16 protein-coding genes are annotated in these 13,826 nt (G+C 64.7%); 13 read left to right on the forward strand and 3 right to left on the reverse strand.

Going from position 1 to position 13,826, the window contains the following annotated elements:
- The first annotated feature begins 233 nt into the window (after positions 1 to 233).
- From AC3WS4_RS02580 to mddA, 10 genes are read left to right on the forward strand one after another with little or no spacing between them, the layout of a single operon-like run.
- Positions 234 to 725, forward strand: a complete 492-nt coding sequence (locus AC3WS4_RS02580) for an RrF2 family transcriptional regulator (RefSeq protein ID WP_492739946.1) — start codon at positions 234 to 236, stop codon at positions 723 to 725.
- Positions 726 to 727: 2 nt separating this feature from the next.
- Positions 728 to 2,215 (forward strand): Fe-S cluster assembly protein SufB, encoded by a 1,488-nt coding sequence (gene sufB / locus AC3WS4_RS02585; protein WP_492739944.1) that lies wholly within the window; start codon positions 728 to 730, stop codon positions 2,213 to 2,215.
- Positions 2,215 to 2,997, forward strand: a complete 783-nt coding sequence (locus AC3WS4_RS02590) for a hypothetical protein (RefSeq protein ID WP_492739943.1) — start codon at positions 2,215 to 2,217, stop codon at positions 2,995 to 2,997. The genes sufB and AC3WS4_RS02590 overlap by 1 nt, the downstream gene beginning before the upstream one ends.
- A 7-nt stretch (positions 2,998 to 3,004) precedes the next feature.
- Positions 3,005 to 3,838: a Fe-S cluster assembly ATPase SufC gene (gene sufC, locus AC3WS4_RS02595; protein WP_492739942.1), complete on the forward strand. Its 834-nt coding sequence runs from the start codon at positions 3,005 to 3,007 to the stop codon at positions 3,836 to 3,838.
- A 17-nt stretch (positions 3,839 to 3,855) separates the two neighbouring features.
- The gene (locus AC3WS4_RS02600) at positions 3,856 to 4,218 is read left to right on the forward strand and encodes a hypothetical protein (protein WP_162248595.1); all 363 of its coding nucleotides are present in this window, start codon (positions 3,856 to 3,858) and stop codon (positions 4,216 to 4,218) included.
- Positions 4,215 to 4,946, forward strand: coding sequence for a SufD family Fe-S cluster assembly protein (locus AC3WS4_RS02605; RefSeq protein WP_492739941.1), 732 nt, complete (start codon positions 4,215 to 4,217; stop codon positions 4,944 to 4,946). The genes AC3WS4_RS02600 and AC3WS4_RS02605 overlap by 4 nt, the downstream gene beginning before the upstream one ends.
- On the forward strand, positions 4,943 to 6,187 hold the full coding sequence (locus AC3WS4_RS02610) for an aminotransferase class V-fold PLP-dependent enzyme (RefSeq protein WP_492739940.1): 1,245 nt from the start codon (positions 4,943 to 4,945) through the stop codon (positions 6,185 to 6,187). The genes AC3WS4_RS02605 and AC3WS4_RS02610 overlap by 4 nt, the downstream gene beginning before the upstream one ends.
- Positions 6,184 to 6,654, forward strand: a complete 471-nt coding sequence (locus AC3WS4_RS02615) for an SUF system Fe-S cluster assembly protein (RefSeq protein WP_492739939.1) — start codon at positions 6,184 to 6,186, stop codon at positions 6,652 to 6,654. Before AC3WS4_RS02610 ends, AC3WS4_RS02615 begins: the two co-directional genes overlap by 4 nt.
- A complete protein-coding gene (locus AC3WS4_RS02620; RefSeq protein WP_056348917.1) occupies positions 6,654 to 7,010 on the forward strand; it encodes a HesB/IscA family protein in 357 nt (118 codons plus the stop codon). The genes AC3WS4_RS02615 and AC3WS4_RS02620 overlap by 1 nt, the downstream gene beginning before the upstream one ends.
- Positions 7,011 to 7,069: 59 nt before the next feature.
- Positions 7,070 to 7,795, forward strand: coding sequence for a methanethiol S-methyltransferase (gene mddA, locus AC3WS4_RS02625; protein ID WP_492739938.1), 726 nt, complete (start codon positions 7,070 to 7,072; stop codon positions 7,793 to 7,795).
- Here the strand turns inward: mddA and AC3WS4_RS02630 are convergent.
- Positions 7,792 to 8,508 (reverse strand): extensin-like domain-containing protein, encoded by a 717-nt coding sequence (locus tag AC3WS4_RS02630; RefSeq protein WP_492742607.1) that lies wholly within the window; start codon positions 8,506 to 8,508, stop codon positions 7,792 to 7,794. The two genes, mddA and AC3WS4_RS02630, sit on opposite strands and share 4 nt — an antisense overlap.
- 85 nt (positions 8,509 to 8,593) lie before the next feature.
- Between AC3WS4_RS02630 and AC3WS4_RS02635 the strand changes: the two genes are divergently transcribed.
- Positions 8,594 to 10,132: a tryptophan halogenase family protein gene (locus tag AC3WS4_RS02635; protein ID WP_492739936.1), complete on the forward strand. Its 1,539-nt coding sequence runs from the start codon at positions 8,594 to 8,596 to the stop codon at positions 10,130 to 10,132.
- A gap of 4 nt (positions 10,133 to 10,136) precedes the next feature.
- Here the strand turns inward: AC3WS4_RS02635 and AC3WS4_RS02640 are convergent, their stop codons facing one another.
- Both AC3WS4_RS02640 and AC3WS4_RS02645 read right to left on the reverse strand, forming a co-directional pair.
- Positions 10,137 to 11,345, reverse strand: a complete 1,209-nt coding sequence (locus AC3WS4_RS02640) for a hypothetical protein (RefSeq protein ID WP_492739935.1) — start codon at positions 11,343 to 11,345, stop codon at positions 10,137 to 10,139.
- A gap of 69 nt (positions 11,346 to 11,414) precedes the next feature.
- Positions 11,415 to 12,806: a cation:proton antiporter gene (locus tag AC3WS4_RS02645; protein WP_492740343.1), complete on the reverse strand. Its 1,392-nt coding sequence runs from the start codon at positions 12,804 to 12,806 to the stop codon at positions 11,415 to 11,417.
- Positions 12,807 to 13,054: 248 nt separating this feature from the next.
- On the opposite strand from AC3WS4_RS02645, the gene AC3WS4_RS02650 reads away from it, so the two are divergent.
- A complete protein-coding gene (locus tag AC3WS4_RS02650) occupies positions 13,055 to 13,300 on the forward strand; it encodes a type II toxin-antitoxin system Phd/YefM family antitoxin (RefSeq protein ID WP_187141694.1) in 246 nt (81 codons plus the stop codon).
- A complete protein-coding gene (locus AC3WS4_RS02655) occupies positions 13,300 to 13,794 on the forward strand; it encodes a PIN domain-containing protein (RefSeq protein ID WP_492739934.1) in 495 nt (164 codons plus the stop codon). Before AC3WS4_RS02650 ends, AC3WS4_RS02655 begins: the two co-directional genes overlap by 1 nt.
- Positions 13,795 to 13,826: the final 32 nt, after the last annotated feature.

Here is a 13,826-nt window from a genome sequence, read left to right on the forward strand (position 1 = left end):
CGGCGCCCCATATTCGGGGCTTGCGACCCAGAAGAGCTCGCCTCTTTCAGAGGAACGAGACCTTCATCTTGGCACTCATTCGGCTCCGGCCGGATGGGTGCCTTTTTTTCTTGGGCGCCGGAAAAACCGCCTTGCTTGCGCGCCGCCAAAGCCTCGCCTATATAAGTGGAGTAATTTGATCCAGTTAAGAATCGTTCGCAATTTGCGCGCGATAGAGAGTCCGCACCGTCGCAATGCGCCTGTCCAACCTTGCCGATTATGCCGTGGTGCTGATGAGCGCCGCCGCCCGCCAGTGCGGGTCGGTACCGATTCACGCCGGGATGCTGGCCGAGCAGACGGGGATTCCGGGACCGACCGCGCAGAAGCTGGTGAGCGGACTCGCGCGCGCCGGGCTGCTGGTGGCTTCACGCGGTAGCGGCGGCGGGGTGCGGCTCGCACGGCCCGCGGCGGCGATCAGCGTCGCCGATATCATCGAAGCGGTCGAAGGCCCGATCGCGCTGACCGCCTGCGTTGCCGAAGGGCGCCACGATTGCTCGCTCGAGGGCAGCTGCAAGGTCCAGCCGCACTGGGGCGTGGTGAACGGCGCGGTGCGCGGGGCGCTGGCGGAGATTAGTCTGGCGAGCCTCACTGTCGCCCCCGCGAAGGCGGGGGCCGCTGAAGAGTTTGCACCAGCGACACCGATTATACCGACAGCGGCCCCCGCCTTCGCGGGGGCGACGAGATAGATATGACCGACAACACCGAACTCCCCGTCAAGGACCAGGCCGCGCACGACGCCGCCGCAAAGGTCGCCGATTACGAGCATGGCTGGTCCTCGGCCATCGAGACCGACTTCGCGCCCAAAGGGCTGACCGAGGACACGGTCCGCTTCATCAGCGCGAAGAAGAACGAGCCCGAATGGATGCTCGACTGGCGGCTGAAGGCGTTCCGCCATTGGCAGACGATGGAGACGCCCGACTGGGCGAAGCTCAACGTGCCGCCGATCGACTATCAGGACGCCTATTATTACGCGGCGCCCAAGGCGAAGCCGAAGCTCTCCAGCCTCGACGAAGTCGATCCCGAAATCCTCGAAGTCTATAAAAAGCTCGGCATCCCGATCGAGGAGCAGAAGGTCCTCGCAGGCGTCGAGGGCGCACGCAAAGTCGCGGTCGACGCGGTGTTCGACAGCGTCAGCGTCGCGACGACCTTCCGCGAGGAATTGAAGCGCGCGGGCGTGATCTTCCTGTCGATTTCGGAGGCGATCCGCGAATATCCCGAGCTGGTGAAGAAATGGCTCGGCAAGGTCGTGCCGATGCACGACAATTATTTTGCGACATTGAATTGCGCGGTCTTTTCGGACGGCACCTTCGTCTACGTGCCCGAGGGGGTGCGCTGCCCGATGGAGCTCAGCACCTATTTCCGCATCAATGCCGAGAATACGGGGCAGTTCGAGCGGACTTTGATCATCGCCGACAAGGGCGCGTACGTCAGCTATCTCGAAGGCTGCACCGCGCCGATGCGCGACGAGAACCAGCTTCACGCCGCCGTGGTCGAACTGGTGACGCTCGACGATGCCGAGATCAAATATTCGACCGTCCAGAACTGGTATCCGGGCAATGCCGAGGGTCTTGGCGGCATCTATAATTTCGTGACCAAGCGCGCGCTGTGCCAGGGTAAGCGCAGCAAGGTGTCGTGGACGCAGGTCGAAACGGGCAGCGCGATCACCTGGAAATATCCGAGCTGCGTGCTCAACGGCGACGACAGCGTCGGCGAATTTTATTCGGTCGCGGTTACCAACAATTATCAGCAGGCCGACACCGGCACCAAGATGATCCACAACGGCAAGCGCACGCGCTCGACCATCGTCAGCAAGGGGATCAGCGCGGGCAAGTCGAACAACACCTATCGCGGCATCGTCCGCGTGGCGCCGAATGCCGAGGGCGTGCGCAACTTCACCCAGTGCGACAGCCTGTTGCTAGGGTCGCTGAGTGGTGCGCACACCGTGCCGTATATCGAAGTCCGCAACCCGACCGCGACCGTCGAGCATGAAGCGACGACGAGCAAGATCAGCGACGACCAGCTGTTCTACGCGATGCAGCGCGGGCTGGGACAGGAAGAGGCGGTGGCGCTGATCGTCAACGGCTTTGCCAAGGAAGTGCTGCAGCAACTGCCGATGGAATTTGCCGTCGAGGCGCAGAAGTTGCTGGGGATCAGCCTTGAGGGGAGCGTGGGGTAATGTCGTTGATGATCGCAATCCTGCTGGCGGCCGAACCCATGATCGTCAAAAAGGCGGTCGTCGAGGCCGCGCCAGTCGGTTCAATCGAATTTCCAGACGAGATTGCACCCGCGATTATTCCCTATCTGCGATGCATGCAGACCGAGTTCAATCGTGCGCAGGCCGCTATTGAGCAACGCGAGGAAGCCAAGGGGCTGTCAAAGGCGCTCACAGAAGAGGCCAACGGGATGGCGACCAAGGCATGCCAATCGACGCGAGAAAGAGCCACTCGGGAAGGGCTCCGACTGTCGAAAGCCATCGAGAACTCTTCGCCCGAACAACGCACGATGTCCGTCCTCATCGCGCTTTCCCGGATTGACAGGATGTACGCCCAGCTGTTCGACATTCCGCTCGATCCACCCGAATACACGCCCAATATTCCCAAGGGGATGGTCGCTGGTTTGCTGGACGACGGTGGCCTGCTGTTTCCGCACCAGATCGGCGACCAGCAGTTACGATATGCCGCCTGTATCCGTGACACGCTTTTGGGGCCGACGCGCATTGCACCGAGCAATCTCACCGAATATCGCCGGAAAACCGATGCGGCGATCTCGACTTGTGTCGAGACCAAGCGCGAAGCGACCATCGAAGCCAAGGAAATTCTGCGCAAGTCGCCCGATTTTGCATCAGTGGAAGCGGCTGACGAAGCCGTCGACGCGACTTTCGCGGCGGTCGAAGAGCAACAGCGAAAAATGCCGGAAATCATGGAAATGACGCGCAAACGCATGCGCGCGAGGGACTGAGCAAAAAATGCTTAAAATTGAAAATCTCCACGCCACCGTTGCTGACAAGCTGATCCTGAAGGGCCTGTCGCTCGCCATCAATGCGGGCGAAATCCATGCGATCATGGGCCCCAATGGCGCGGGCAAGTCGACGCTGTCCTATGTGCTCGGCGGGCGCCCCGGCTATGAGGTCACCGAGGGTTCGGTGAGCTTCACGCCCGATGTCATGTTCCCCGGCGAAGGCCGGGGTCCAGACGGTGACGCAGAACTGGGCCCCGGCTTTCGCCGGGGAACGGGAACCACCGAGACGCTCGACCTGCTCGCCCTCGATCCGCACGAGCGCGCCGCGGCGGGACTGTTCCTCGGCTTCCAATATCCGGTCGAGATTCCCGGCGTGTCGAACGTCCAGTTCCTGCGCGAAAGCCTCAACGCCCAGCGCAAGGCGCGCGGCGAGGAACCGCTGTCGGGCGGCGACTTCCTGAAGCTAGCGCGCGAGAAGGCGGGGTTGCTCAAGATGGACATGGACATGCTCAAGCGTCCGGTGAACGTCGGCTTTTCGGGCGGCGAGAAGAAGCGCAACGAGATGGTGCAGATGGGCATCCTCGACCCCAAGCTCGCGATCCTCGACGAGACCGACTCGGGCCTCGACATTGACGCGCTGCGCATCGTCGGCGACGGGATCAACAGCATCATGCGGCGACCCGATAAGGCAGTGCTGCTGATCACCCACTACCAGCGCCTGCTCGACTATGTGCAGCCCGATTTTGTCCATGTGCTGGCCGCCGGCCGGATCGTGAAGTCGGGTGGGCCCGAGTTGGCGCGCGAGCTGGAAGAGCATGGCTATTCCGAGATCGCGGCTTGATGGCGATGCTCGCCCTGATGACCATGACGCCCGCCGCGGCGCTGCCTTCCGCGCCCGCGATCGAGGAAGAGATCGTCGTGATCGCGAGCAAGCTCAAGGACTGGCGCGCCTCGCTGGTCGAGTCTCGTGGCGATGTCCGTTGTTTCACGCAGCGGTCGACCGGCGACGCCGCGATCGACCGCATCGGGTGCCAGTCCATGATGCAATGTCATGCGCGGTACAAGGACCGGTTCGCCGGTTTCAAGGACCATCGCGTCCCGTCGAACAAGCGTAAGGCGATGTACAAGAGCTTCATGAAGGACGAGTTTTCGCCCTGCGTTTTCGAAAGGCGCGAAGCGATGATCGCCGATCTCGCCGACGTGCGGGCGGCGGCACGATGAGCGCGCGTCCTCTCCCCTCGCGGCGTGACGAAGCATGGCGCTATAGCGACATCGACGCGGTTGCCGCAGCGTGGCCTTTACCCGCGGCCGAGAACATCGTCGTGCCCGCCGGCGGCGATTTCCGCCGTGCGATCGTGCAGGATGCGGGTGACATCCGGCAGATCGAACTGGTGCTCGGCAAGGGCGCTGCCGCGTCGCTGCATGTCCTCAATATCGGCGGCGCTTATGGCCGCATCGAACTCGCGGTGACGCTGCACGAAGGCGCCGACTTCCATCTCGGCGCGGCGCAGATCGGCGGCGGGGAGCAGAATCTGGAGATCGTCACCACCGTGACCCATGCGGAACCCGGCGCGACGTCGCGGCAGGTTGTGCGTTCGGTGCTCGGCGGCACCGCGACCGGCACCTATCTCGGCAAGGTCGCGGTCGCGCGCGATGCACAGCAAACCGACAGCGCACAGGATGTGAAGGCGATGCTGCTCGACCGCAGCGCGACCGCCAACGCCAAGCCCGAGCTCGAGATCTTCGCCGACGATGTAAAATGTGCGCATGGCTGCGCGATCGGCGAACTCGACGCGATGGCGCTTTATTATCTGCAGTCGCGTGGGCTGCCGCCGGGCGAGGCGAAGAAGCTGATGCTGCAGGCGTTCGTTGCCGGCGTGTTCGATGGCGCCGAGGATGCGGCGCGGTTGCAGGACCTGGCGCTGGCGAAGCTGGGGGAGTTGGTGTGACCAACCTCCCATCCCCGTTTGTGTCGAGCGAAGTCGAGACACCCACCGGTAGTGCACGCCTTCGTGGTGTCTCGACTTCGCTCGACACGAACGGGCTTAGGGGGCAGTTTCCGGGGCTCGCGGGCAACTGGCACTATCTCGACACCGCCGCGACCGCGCAAAAGCCGCAGGCGGTGATCGACGCGACAGTGAACGCGATGGGCCGCGACTATGCGACCGTCCACCGCGGCGTCTATGCGCGCTCGGCCGACATGACGCTCGCCTATGAGGCGGCGCGGCGGCGGATTGCAGCGTTTATCGGCGCGCGCGAGAATGAGATCGCCTTTGTGCGCGGCGCGACCGAGGCGATCAACCTTGTCGCCTACTCGCATCCGAAAAAGGGCCGCGTGCTGCTCTCCACGCTGGAACATCACAGCAATATCGTGCCCTGGCAGCTTGCGGGCTGGCAGGTCGATGTCTGCCCGCTAACCGCGGATGGCTGCATCGACCTCGACGCCGCCGAGACGCTGCTGACCAGCGAACACACGATGGTCGCCTTTGCGCATGTGTCGAACGTGCTCGGCAGCCCGCTCGACGTCGCGCGCGCGGCCGAGCTGGCGCACCGTGTCGGCGCCGAATTGCTGGTCGACGGTTGCCAGGCGGTACCGCGGCTGCCCGTCGATGTCGCGGCGCTCGGTTGCGACTATTATGTCTTCTCGGGGCACAAGCTTTACGGTCCCACCGGCATCGGGGTGCTGTGGAGCGACAAGCTCGATACGCTGCCGCCCTGGCAGGGTGGCGGATCGATGATCGACCGGGTGACCTTCGAAAAGACGACCTATGCCCCGGCGCCGACCCGCTTCGAGGCGGGGACGCCGGCGATCATCGAGGCTCTTGGGCTTGCCGCTGCGGTCGAATATGTCGAAGCGATCGGCGTCGAGGCGATCCACGCGCATGAGGTCGCGCTCGTCGGAAGCCTGCGCGAACAGCTCGCGCGGCGGAACAGCATCACGCTGTTCGGACCCGAAAACAGCGCCGGAATTGTCAGTTTTGCGATGGCGGGGGTTCATCCGCACGACATCGGCACTATCTTGGACGAAAGCGGGGTCGCAATCCGCGCCGGGCACCATTGCGCACAGCCGCTGATGGAGCATCTGGGCGTGCCGGCGACCGCGCGCGCGAGTTTTGGCGTTTACAGCAATGACGATGACGTGGCGGCGCTGATCGAAGGCCTGTCACGCGTCGAGAGGATTTTCGGATGAGCGAGGATCGGATGATCAAGGTTGAGGAAGTGACGAGCGTCGAGGTGCCGCCCAAAGCGCGTGTCGAGGATATCGAGACGGCACCCGAGAAGCTGGAGCGCAAGCGCGACTATCTGGAGGGTTTTCTTGCCGCGAAGCCCGCGGCGGTCGAACCGGGCGCCGTCGGCGGCGACCTGTACGAGGCCGTCGTCAATGCATTGAAGGACATTTTCGACCCCGAAATCCCGGTAAACATCTACGACCTCGGGCTGATCTACAATGTCGAGATCGATGAGGGGCATGTCGTCGTCACGATGACGCTGACCACCCCGCACTGCCCGGTCGCCGAATCGATGCCCGCCGAGGTCGAACTGCGTGTCGGCGCGGTGCCGGGGGTCGGCGATGCCGAGGTCAACCTCGTCTGGGATCCGCCGTGGTCGCCCGATAATATGAGCGACGAAGCCCGCCTCGAACTGGGAATGCTGTGATGACCGAAGTGAAAACTCGTGCACGCCCTGCCGCCGTAGCCCTCACCGTCGGCGCGGAAGACCGCATCGCGACATTGATGGCATCGGCGCCCGAAGGCGCGATCGGCGTCCGCCTGTCGACCCCGCGCCGCGGCTGTTCGGGGCTCGCCTATTCGGTCGACTATGTCACCGAAGAAGTGAAGTTCGACGAAAAGATCGAAACCCCCGGCGGCGTCTTCTACATCGACGGCGCATCGGTGCTCTACCTCATCGGCAGCACGATGGACTGGGTCGAGGATGATTTCGCTGCGGGCTTCGTGTTCGAGAATCCGAACGCCAAGGGCGCGTGCGGCTGCGGCGAGAGCTTCACGGTCTAACCCGGCGCATTTTTGCGCCGGATATGCTATGTTTCCCCGTCAAATGAGGGGGGAGCGTCATGGTTCGTGCCTTCTATCTGGCCTATGCGGGCCTGTGCTACGCGATATTTTTCGCTACATTCCTGTACCTTATCGCCTTCGTCGGCAACCTGCCGGTCGTCCCGGTCACCATCGATGCCGCGCGGACGGGGCCGATGGCGACCGCGGTCGCGGTCGATATCGCGCTGGTCGCGTTGTTCGGCATCCAGCATAGCGTCATGGCGCGGCGGGGGTTCAAGGCGCGCTGGACGCGCGTCGTGCCCGAACCGATCGAACGCAGCACCTATGTCCTGCTCGCCAGCCTGGTGCTGATCCTGCTCTTCGGCTGCTGGTATGCGCTGCCCGCGACGGTGTGGGCGGTCGAGAACGGAATCGGCGCCGGCATCCTGTGGGCGCTGTTTGCGAGCGGCTGGGGAATCGTGTTGCTCAGCACCTTCCTGCTCAACCATTTCGAGCTGTTCGGATTGCAACAGGCGTGGTTCGCGCTGCGCGAGCGGGCGGCCGCCGTGCCGCAGCTGCACCAGCCTTTGTTCTACAAGATCGTCCGTCATCCGCTCTACGCCGGTTTCTTCATCGCCTTTTGGGCGACGCCGCGGATGAGCGTCGGGCACTTGCTCTTCGCGGTCGGCATGTCGGCCTATATGCTGATCGCCATCCGGTTCGAGGAACGCGACTTGGTCGCCACCTTCGGCGATGACTATGTCGCCTATCGGGAAAAGGTGGGGATGCTGGTGCCGCGACTCTAGTGGCACACCGTCCAGCCGGCGGTCCGTTTCGCCATGTCGAGATGGAAATGGTCGGCGTGGGCGCTGTTATAGTCAGGCGACAGCACGGTGCTGAACAGGCCGCACGACCCGTCGCGCACAGCGTGCAGGAATTCGCTGCGCGCGTCGCCGTCGTTCCAGTCGCCCACCAGCGTGATGCGCGTCCCGTCGGCGAGAACAAAGGCCGAAATGTCGATCGCATTGGCGGTCGAATGCTGGCTCTGCGCCTGTTTCCCGGCGATCTTGCGGCAGTTGTAGCTGCCCAGATTTTCGAGTTCGGCCACCGCCTGTCCGAAGTGCTTTTGCGCCAGCGGCTGGACGACGTCGCGGTTCCACAGCGCCATCGCCGCGGTCACCGCGCAGCCGGGTGCGACATTTGCGGGGCGCATCGTCGGCACGAGCCGATTGCCGGTCAGCACCATGCGCTGGCTGGCGCGGCAGACGCCCTGCCCCACCACCGGCCGCCGTTCATACCCCGCCTTCGCCCGATCGAAGGCGGCGAAACAGGCGCTATCGTCGCCGACCAGCCCCACCAGCTTGCGATGGGTCGCCCAGCCTTGCGGCTGCGCGAGTTCGAAACGTGCGGTGGGGTCATGCTGGGGATGATCGCGCAGCCACTGCATCGCGTAGATCGCGGCGGTCGCGAGCAACAGGGCGACGGCGAACCCGATCAGATAAGGACGAAAACTCTTCACCCCTGTCCAATGCCCGCGCGGCACCGCCCGTTCCAGCACCAAATTACCGCTTGTTGAAAGCCGCGGGGCGCGTGATAGCGTTCCCATGGCGAAGCGCTCGATCCTGATCGTCGGCGGCGGCAGCGCGGGCTGGCTGACCGCCGCCTATCTGGCGCGTTTTTTCGATCTCGCGCGCAACCCGCGGCTGTCGATCACGCTGCTCGCGTCGGACGAGATCGGCAGCATCGGGGTCGGCGAAGGCGCCTTTCCGACGATCCGAAACACGCTGCAATATATCGGCGTCGACGAAAGCGAATTCGTGCGCCGGGCGTCTGCGACGTTCAAGCAGGGCATCCGTTTCGACGACTGGGTCCGCACGCCGCGGGATGGCCGGTCGAGCCATTTCCTCCACCCCTTCGAGGCGCCCTATCACGGCGACGGCCACAGCCTCGTCTCCTATTGGCTGCTCCAGGACGAGGCGACACGGCGGCCGTTCGCCGAGGCGATGACGATCCAGAACCGCGTCGCCGAGGCGCAGCGTGCGCCGAAGCGGCCAGGCGAGGAAGCGTTCGGCGGGCCGCTGAACTATGCCTATCATTTCGACGCGACGCGGCTGGCCCAGGTGCTGTCGAACCAGGCGCGCGCGCTGGGCGTCGACCATCTGCCGGGCACGCTGACCGGGGTCGGGCTGCACCCCGAAAGCGGCGCGATCGACCATGTCGTGACCGCCGAGCATGGCGTGCTGACCGCCGACCTCTATATCGACTGTTCGGGGTTCCGCGCCGAACTGATCGGCGCGCTGGGGGCGCCGTTCCGCAGCGTGAAGCACCAGCTGTTCACCGACCGCGCGCTGGCGTGCAAGATTCCCTACGACACCCCCGACGCGCCGCTCGAAAGCTATACGATCGCGGCGGCGCATGAAGGCGGCTGGACGTGGGACATCGGCCTCGCCGGCGCGCGCGGCGTCGGCTGCGTCTATTCGAGCGACCATCTGAGCGACGATCGCGCCGCCGACATCCTGTCTGGCTATACCGGCGGGCGCAGTCAGGACGTCGGGGTGCGCAGCATTCCGTTCGCGGCGGGGTATCGCCCGACGCCGTGGGTGAAGAATTGCGTCGCGGTCGGGCTGTCGGGCGGATTTCTCGAACCGCTCGAATCGACCGGCTTGGTGACGATCGAGACCGCCGCGGCGATGATCGCCGAGATGTTTCCGCTCGGCGGTCCGGTCGCGGCGCCAGCGCGGCGTTTCAACGAATTGATGACCGCGCGCTACGAGAATATCGTCAACTTCCTGAAGCTCCATTATTGCCTCAGCCGCCGCGACGAACCCTTCTGGCGCGACAATGCCGACCCGGCGTCGATCCCCGACCGATTGAAAGAATTGCTCGACGAATGGCGCTATCGTCCGCCGGGCCGTTTCGATTTCATCCTCGACCTCGAAAGCTTCGCCTTCTTCAACTACCAATATATTCTCTATGGCATGGAATATCGCACCGACCTGACCCCGGTGCGCGAGGAATTCCCCGATGTCGCCGAGGCCGAGCGCATCTTTGCCCGCATCCGCAGCTTCGGCGTCCAGGCAGCGCACGAGCTGCCGTCGCACCGGGCGCTGGTCGACCAGATCAACGCCGCGTCCTACGCCTGACCGCCTAGAACGCCCACTCGAGCGTCAGCCACAGCCGGTCGGTGTCGGTCGCGAAAGCGTCGGCGCGGTAGTGCGCATAGCGGACCGAGCCGCCGGTGCGGCCGCGCTTTGCGGTGAGCGCGAGCCCGATTTCGTCGCCATAATGTTGGTCGGCGTGGTCGCTGTCGAAATGGTGCCAGACGCCGATGACGCCGATCGCATCGAAACCCGCCGTCTTTTTCCAGTAATAGCCGAGGCTCGCGTATAGATCGCGCAGGCCGTTCGGCGGCGTGGTGACGAATTTTCCGGCCCAGCCGTTGAAGCGGAAATGCGACGCGAGCGGGGTCTGGACGCTGGTGAACGCCGCGCCGCCATCCGCCCCGAGTATTTCGTAACCACCGGTGGCGCTCAGCCCGCCAGCACTCACTCCCACTTCAGCGAGCCAGTAATCGGAGGCATAGTCATTCGGGTTGCGGTGCCAGTCGCTCTGCCGCGCCCAGCTCGCGACATAGGTGAGCTTCACATCCTTCGCGAGCGGCTGGCTGCCCGCGAAGCGCAGCCCCCAGGTCTGGCTCGCCAGTCGATAGCCCTGAACCGCGACTTCGTCCTGATCGACCAGATAAGCGAAACCGCTCACCGTACCGATGGGGGTGCCATAGCCGACGACCGCGAAGATATTGTCGCCGCCGATCGCCTGCGGCCGCGCCCCCGCGCCGTTGCGGCCGTTTACCGTCCTGACGCTCCAGCTATAGGTCAGATCGGCGCTGAGGCCCGTCGGCTTGCCGACTTGCAGGCGCACCGCGTCATAGGTCTGCTCATTCTGGCGAAAGGCCGCCGAGCCGACGAAGCGCTGGTCGGCGAGTTCGATCCGCTGGGGCCCTGCGGTGAAGGCCAGCCCATCGGCGGCGGCATAGCGGATCTGCGCGCGGTTGAGTTCGAGGTTCGGCGGGTCGACGATCAGCGGGAAAGCCGTCTTGCCGTTGGTGCCGTCGTTATAGTCATAGGCGATCGCCAGATTGGCCTCGCCCTCGACCAGCAGCGACCAGCGTCCCTTGGTGGCTTGCACTCCAGGGCGCACGCGCAGCGTCAGCGCTTCGGCCTTTTCGGCGAGGCCGTCCTGCTCGGTCGCCTCGTAGCGCAGACGCGCGTCGATCAGCGGTTTGACCGTCACCTCTTGCGCGCACGCGGTGCCGCTGAGCAGCGCCAGCGGCGCCGCCATCCAGAGTCTCTTCATATCGGAAGCTCCAAAAATCCTCCCCGCCTTCGGCGCGGGGCCAAAGGCGGGGGAGGCAGGAGGGATGGGTCAGGCCGGCTTGGCGGCCAAAGGCGTCGCGGGCGGCGCATCGTCCGGCGCCTCGGTGCCGAGCGCGCCGAGTTCGCCGGTCTCGCGCGCCTTGCGGCCATAGACGATTTCGAACAGCGGCCCCGCCATCACGGTGGTGACGATCGCCATCAGCACCATGATCGCGAACAGGGTCGGCCCGATGATGCCTTTCTGTAGCCCGATGTTGATGATGATCAGTTCCATCAGCCCGCGCGCGTTCATCAGCGCGCCGATGCCCATCGCGGTGCGATTGTCCTCTCCAGCGAGCCGCGCCGCGAGCCAGCAGGCGCCGAACTTCGCCGCAATCGAGACGAGCAATATGCCGAACGCCACTACGAGCAGCATCGGGCTGTTCACCGTCGTCAGCTGAGTGTTGAGCCCCGAATAGGTGAAGAACATCGGCAGCAGGAAGACGACCGTCATCGGCTCGACCTTCTTCTTGATCTCCTCGGTAAGCAGCCCGCGCGGCATGCAGGCTCCGAGCAGGAAACCGCCGAACACCGCGTGGATGCCGACCGCATCCATGAAGAAGGCCGACATCGCATAAAGCATCAGCACGACCGCGAGGATGCCGTGCGACATCTCGCCCTTCGCCTCCACGATGCGGCCAAGCGGGACGAGCAGCTTGCGGCCGATGAAATACATGAACAAGGCAAAGCTTAGCCCGCCGATGATCGCGAGCAGCGCGACGCCGGGGCCGGCGCCGAAGGTCGCAAGCACGATCGCGAGCACGCACCACGACACCGCGTCGTCGACGGCGCCCGCCGTCAGCGACAATGTGCCCAGCGACGTGTTCGCGAGCCCGCGTTCGTTGATGATCCGCGCAAGCATCGGGAAGGCGGTGAGCGCGATGCACGCGCCCATGAACAAGGTCGCCGGTCCCTGCCCCAGCCCCTCGGTAAACAGGCCGGGGATATCGAGGAGGAAGGGAGTGATCAGCGCAGCGAACAGGAAGGGCGCGGCGATACCCGCCGCCGAGACGCCGACCGCGCTTTTCGCCTTCGACTGGAAATGGTCGAGGCGCAGCGTCGTGCCGACGAGGAACATGTACAGGCCGACGCCGAATTGCGCGCCGACATAGAGCATGTTGCGCGTTTCCTTGGGGAAGAGCGCGCCCTGGACGTCGGGGAAGAAGAGGCCGAACAACGAGGGGCCGAGGATCACGCCCGCGATCATCTCACCCACCACCTGCGGCTGGCCGAAAAAGCGGTTCGCGAGCCAGCCGACGATGCGGCAGACGAGCAGGATCACCGCGATCTGCAGGAAAAAATGGATGCTGTAGTCGGAGGGCGCATAACTCTGCGCCGCGTCCACCGCCGGGCCGTGCTTGCCCATGACATCGCCGACGGCGCGCCACAATTCCGCGAACATATCTGATACCAATGACCGTCTCCCCTCTGGCGCCCGTACGGTTCGAAAACCGCCGATACGCTCCATTCCCACCATCAGGAGGCATGAATACGGCATAGGCGCAAGACCGGCGCGATGATTGGGCGCGCCCTGTCTTGTCGATTTCCGGGCAAAGGATCATTTCTGTTGCGAGCCGGTAACAGTGTAGTAACATACCTACATGTGAACGATCCCGGTAGCGCTACCATATATATGAGGGAAATGGCGAAATGAAGCGGGTCACCAGCCGCGAATTCAACCAGGACGTGAGCCGCGCAAAGCGATTCGCGGCGATCGAGCCGGTGTTCGTCACCGATCGCGGCCGCCCCACCCATGTCCTGATCAGCATCGATGCGTGGCGGCAATTGAGCGGCGAGCGCGAGACGATCGTGCAACTGCTCGCCGCGCCGCCGGGCGAGGTCGCGCTCGATCGCACGCCCTTGCGCAAGGCGCTCGCCAGCCGGGGGCGCGGCTGATGTTTCTGCTCGATGCCGAGGTCGCGCTCGACCTGCGCCATGCCGGCATCGCCGGCGAAAGCGCGGCGCTCGCGGCGTGGGCGCAGCGGACATCGCGCCATGCAATGTTCCTGTCGGCGCTGACGCTGGTCGAACTCGACAACGCCGCCGCGCTGGCGGCCAGACAAAGCAAGGCGGTGGCCGCCGCGTGGCGAAGCTGGATCGACGACCAGTTGCTGCCGGCGTTCGAGGGACGCATCATCGCGGTCGACCTGGCCGTCGTTCGCCGCCGCGCCGCGCTGGCGCTCGATCAGGATCGCGACGCGCTGCTCGCGGCGACCGCGCTCGAACATGGGCTGGCGCTCGTCACCTATAACGCCGCGTCATTCCGCACCGCGCGGCTCAAGCTGATCGACCCCCGCCGCGCGGCGCCCGATGCCGGCGAAGCGACCGACTGGCGCGAAGCGACGCGCGAGCGGGCGCCTTGGCTCCGGAACCTGTTTATTCGCGGCTAGCGGGCGGTTCGCCGGCCGTCATTGCGAGGAGC

The organism is Sphingopyxis sp. EU05-FHT14B03 (genome assembly GCF_058790875.1).

What these genes read in the sequence shown, in the direction of transcription:
- AC3WS4_RS02580 (WP_492739946.1), top strand. Translation starts at nt 234, where the DNA reads ATGCGCCTGTCCAACCTTGCCGATTATGCCGTGGTGCTGATGAGCGCC.
- sufB (WP_492739944.1), top strand. Translation starts at nt 728, where the DNA reads ATGACCGACAACACCGAACTCCCCGTCAAGGACCAGGCCGCGCACGAC.
- AC3WS4_RS02590 (WP_492739943.1), top strand. Translation starts at nt 2,215, where the DNA reads ATGTCGTTGATGATCGCAATCCTGCTGGCGGCCGAACCCATGATCGTC.
- sufC (WP_492739942.1), top strand. Translation starts at nt 3,005, where the DNA reads ATGCTTAAAATTGAAAATCTCCACGCCACCGTTGCTGACAAGCTGATC.
- AC3WS4_RS02600 (WP_162248595.1), top strand. Translation starts at nt 3,856, where the DNA reads ATGACCATGACGCCCGCCGCGGCGCTGCCTTCCGCGCCCGCGATCGAG.
- AC3WS4_RS02605 (WP_492739941.1), top strand. Translation starts at nt 4,215, where the DNA reads ATGAGCGCGCGTCCTCTCCCCTCGCGGCGTGACGAAGCATGGCGCTAT.
- AC3WS4_RS02615 (WP_492739939.1), top strand. Translation starts at nt 6,184, where the DNA reads ATGAGCGAGGATCGGATGATCAAGGTTGAGGAAGTGACGAGCGTCGAG.
- AC3WS4_RS02620 (WP_056348917.1), top strand. Translation starts at nt 6,654, where the DNA reads ATGACCGAAGTGAAAACTCGTGCACGCCCTGCCGCCGTAGCCCTCACC.
- mddA (WP_492739938.1), top strand. Translation starts at nt 7,070, where the DNA reads ATGGTTCGTGCCTTCTATCTGGCCTATGCGGGCCTGTGCTACGCGATA.
- AC3WS4_RS02635 (WP_492739936.1), top strand. Translation starts at nt 8,594, where the DNA reads ATGGCGAAGCGCTCGATCCTGATCGTCGGCGGCGGCAGCGCGGGCTGG.
- AC3WS4_RS02640 (WP_492739935.1), bottom strand. Translation starts at nt 11,345, where the DNA reads ATGAAGAGACTCTGGATGGCGGCGCCGCTGGCGCTGCTCAGCGGCACC.
- AC3WS4_RS02645 (WP_492740343.1), bottom strand. Translation starts at nt 12,806, where the DNA reads ATGTTCGCGGAATTGTGGCGCGCCGTCGGCGATGTCATGGGCAAGCAC.
- AC3WS4_RS02650 (WP_187141694.1), top strand. Translation starts at nt 13,055, where the DNA reads ATGAAGCGGGTCACCAGCCGCGAATTCAACCAGGACGTGAGCCGCGCA.
- AC3WS4_RS02655 (WP_492739934.1), top strand. Translation starts at nt 13,300, where the DNA reads ATGTTTCTGCTCGATGCCGAGGTCGCGCTCGACCTGCGCCATGCCGGC.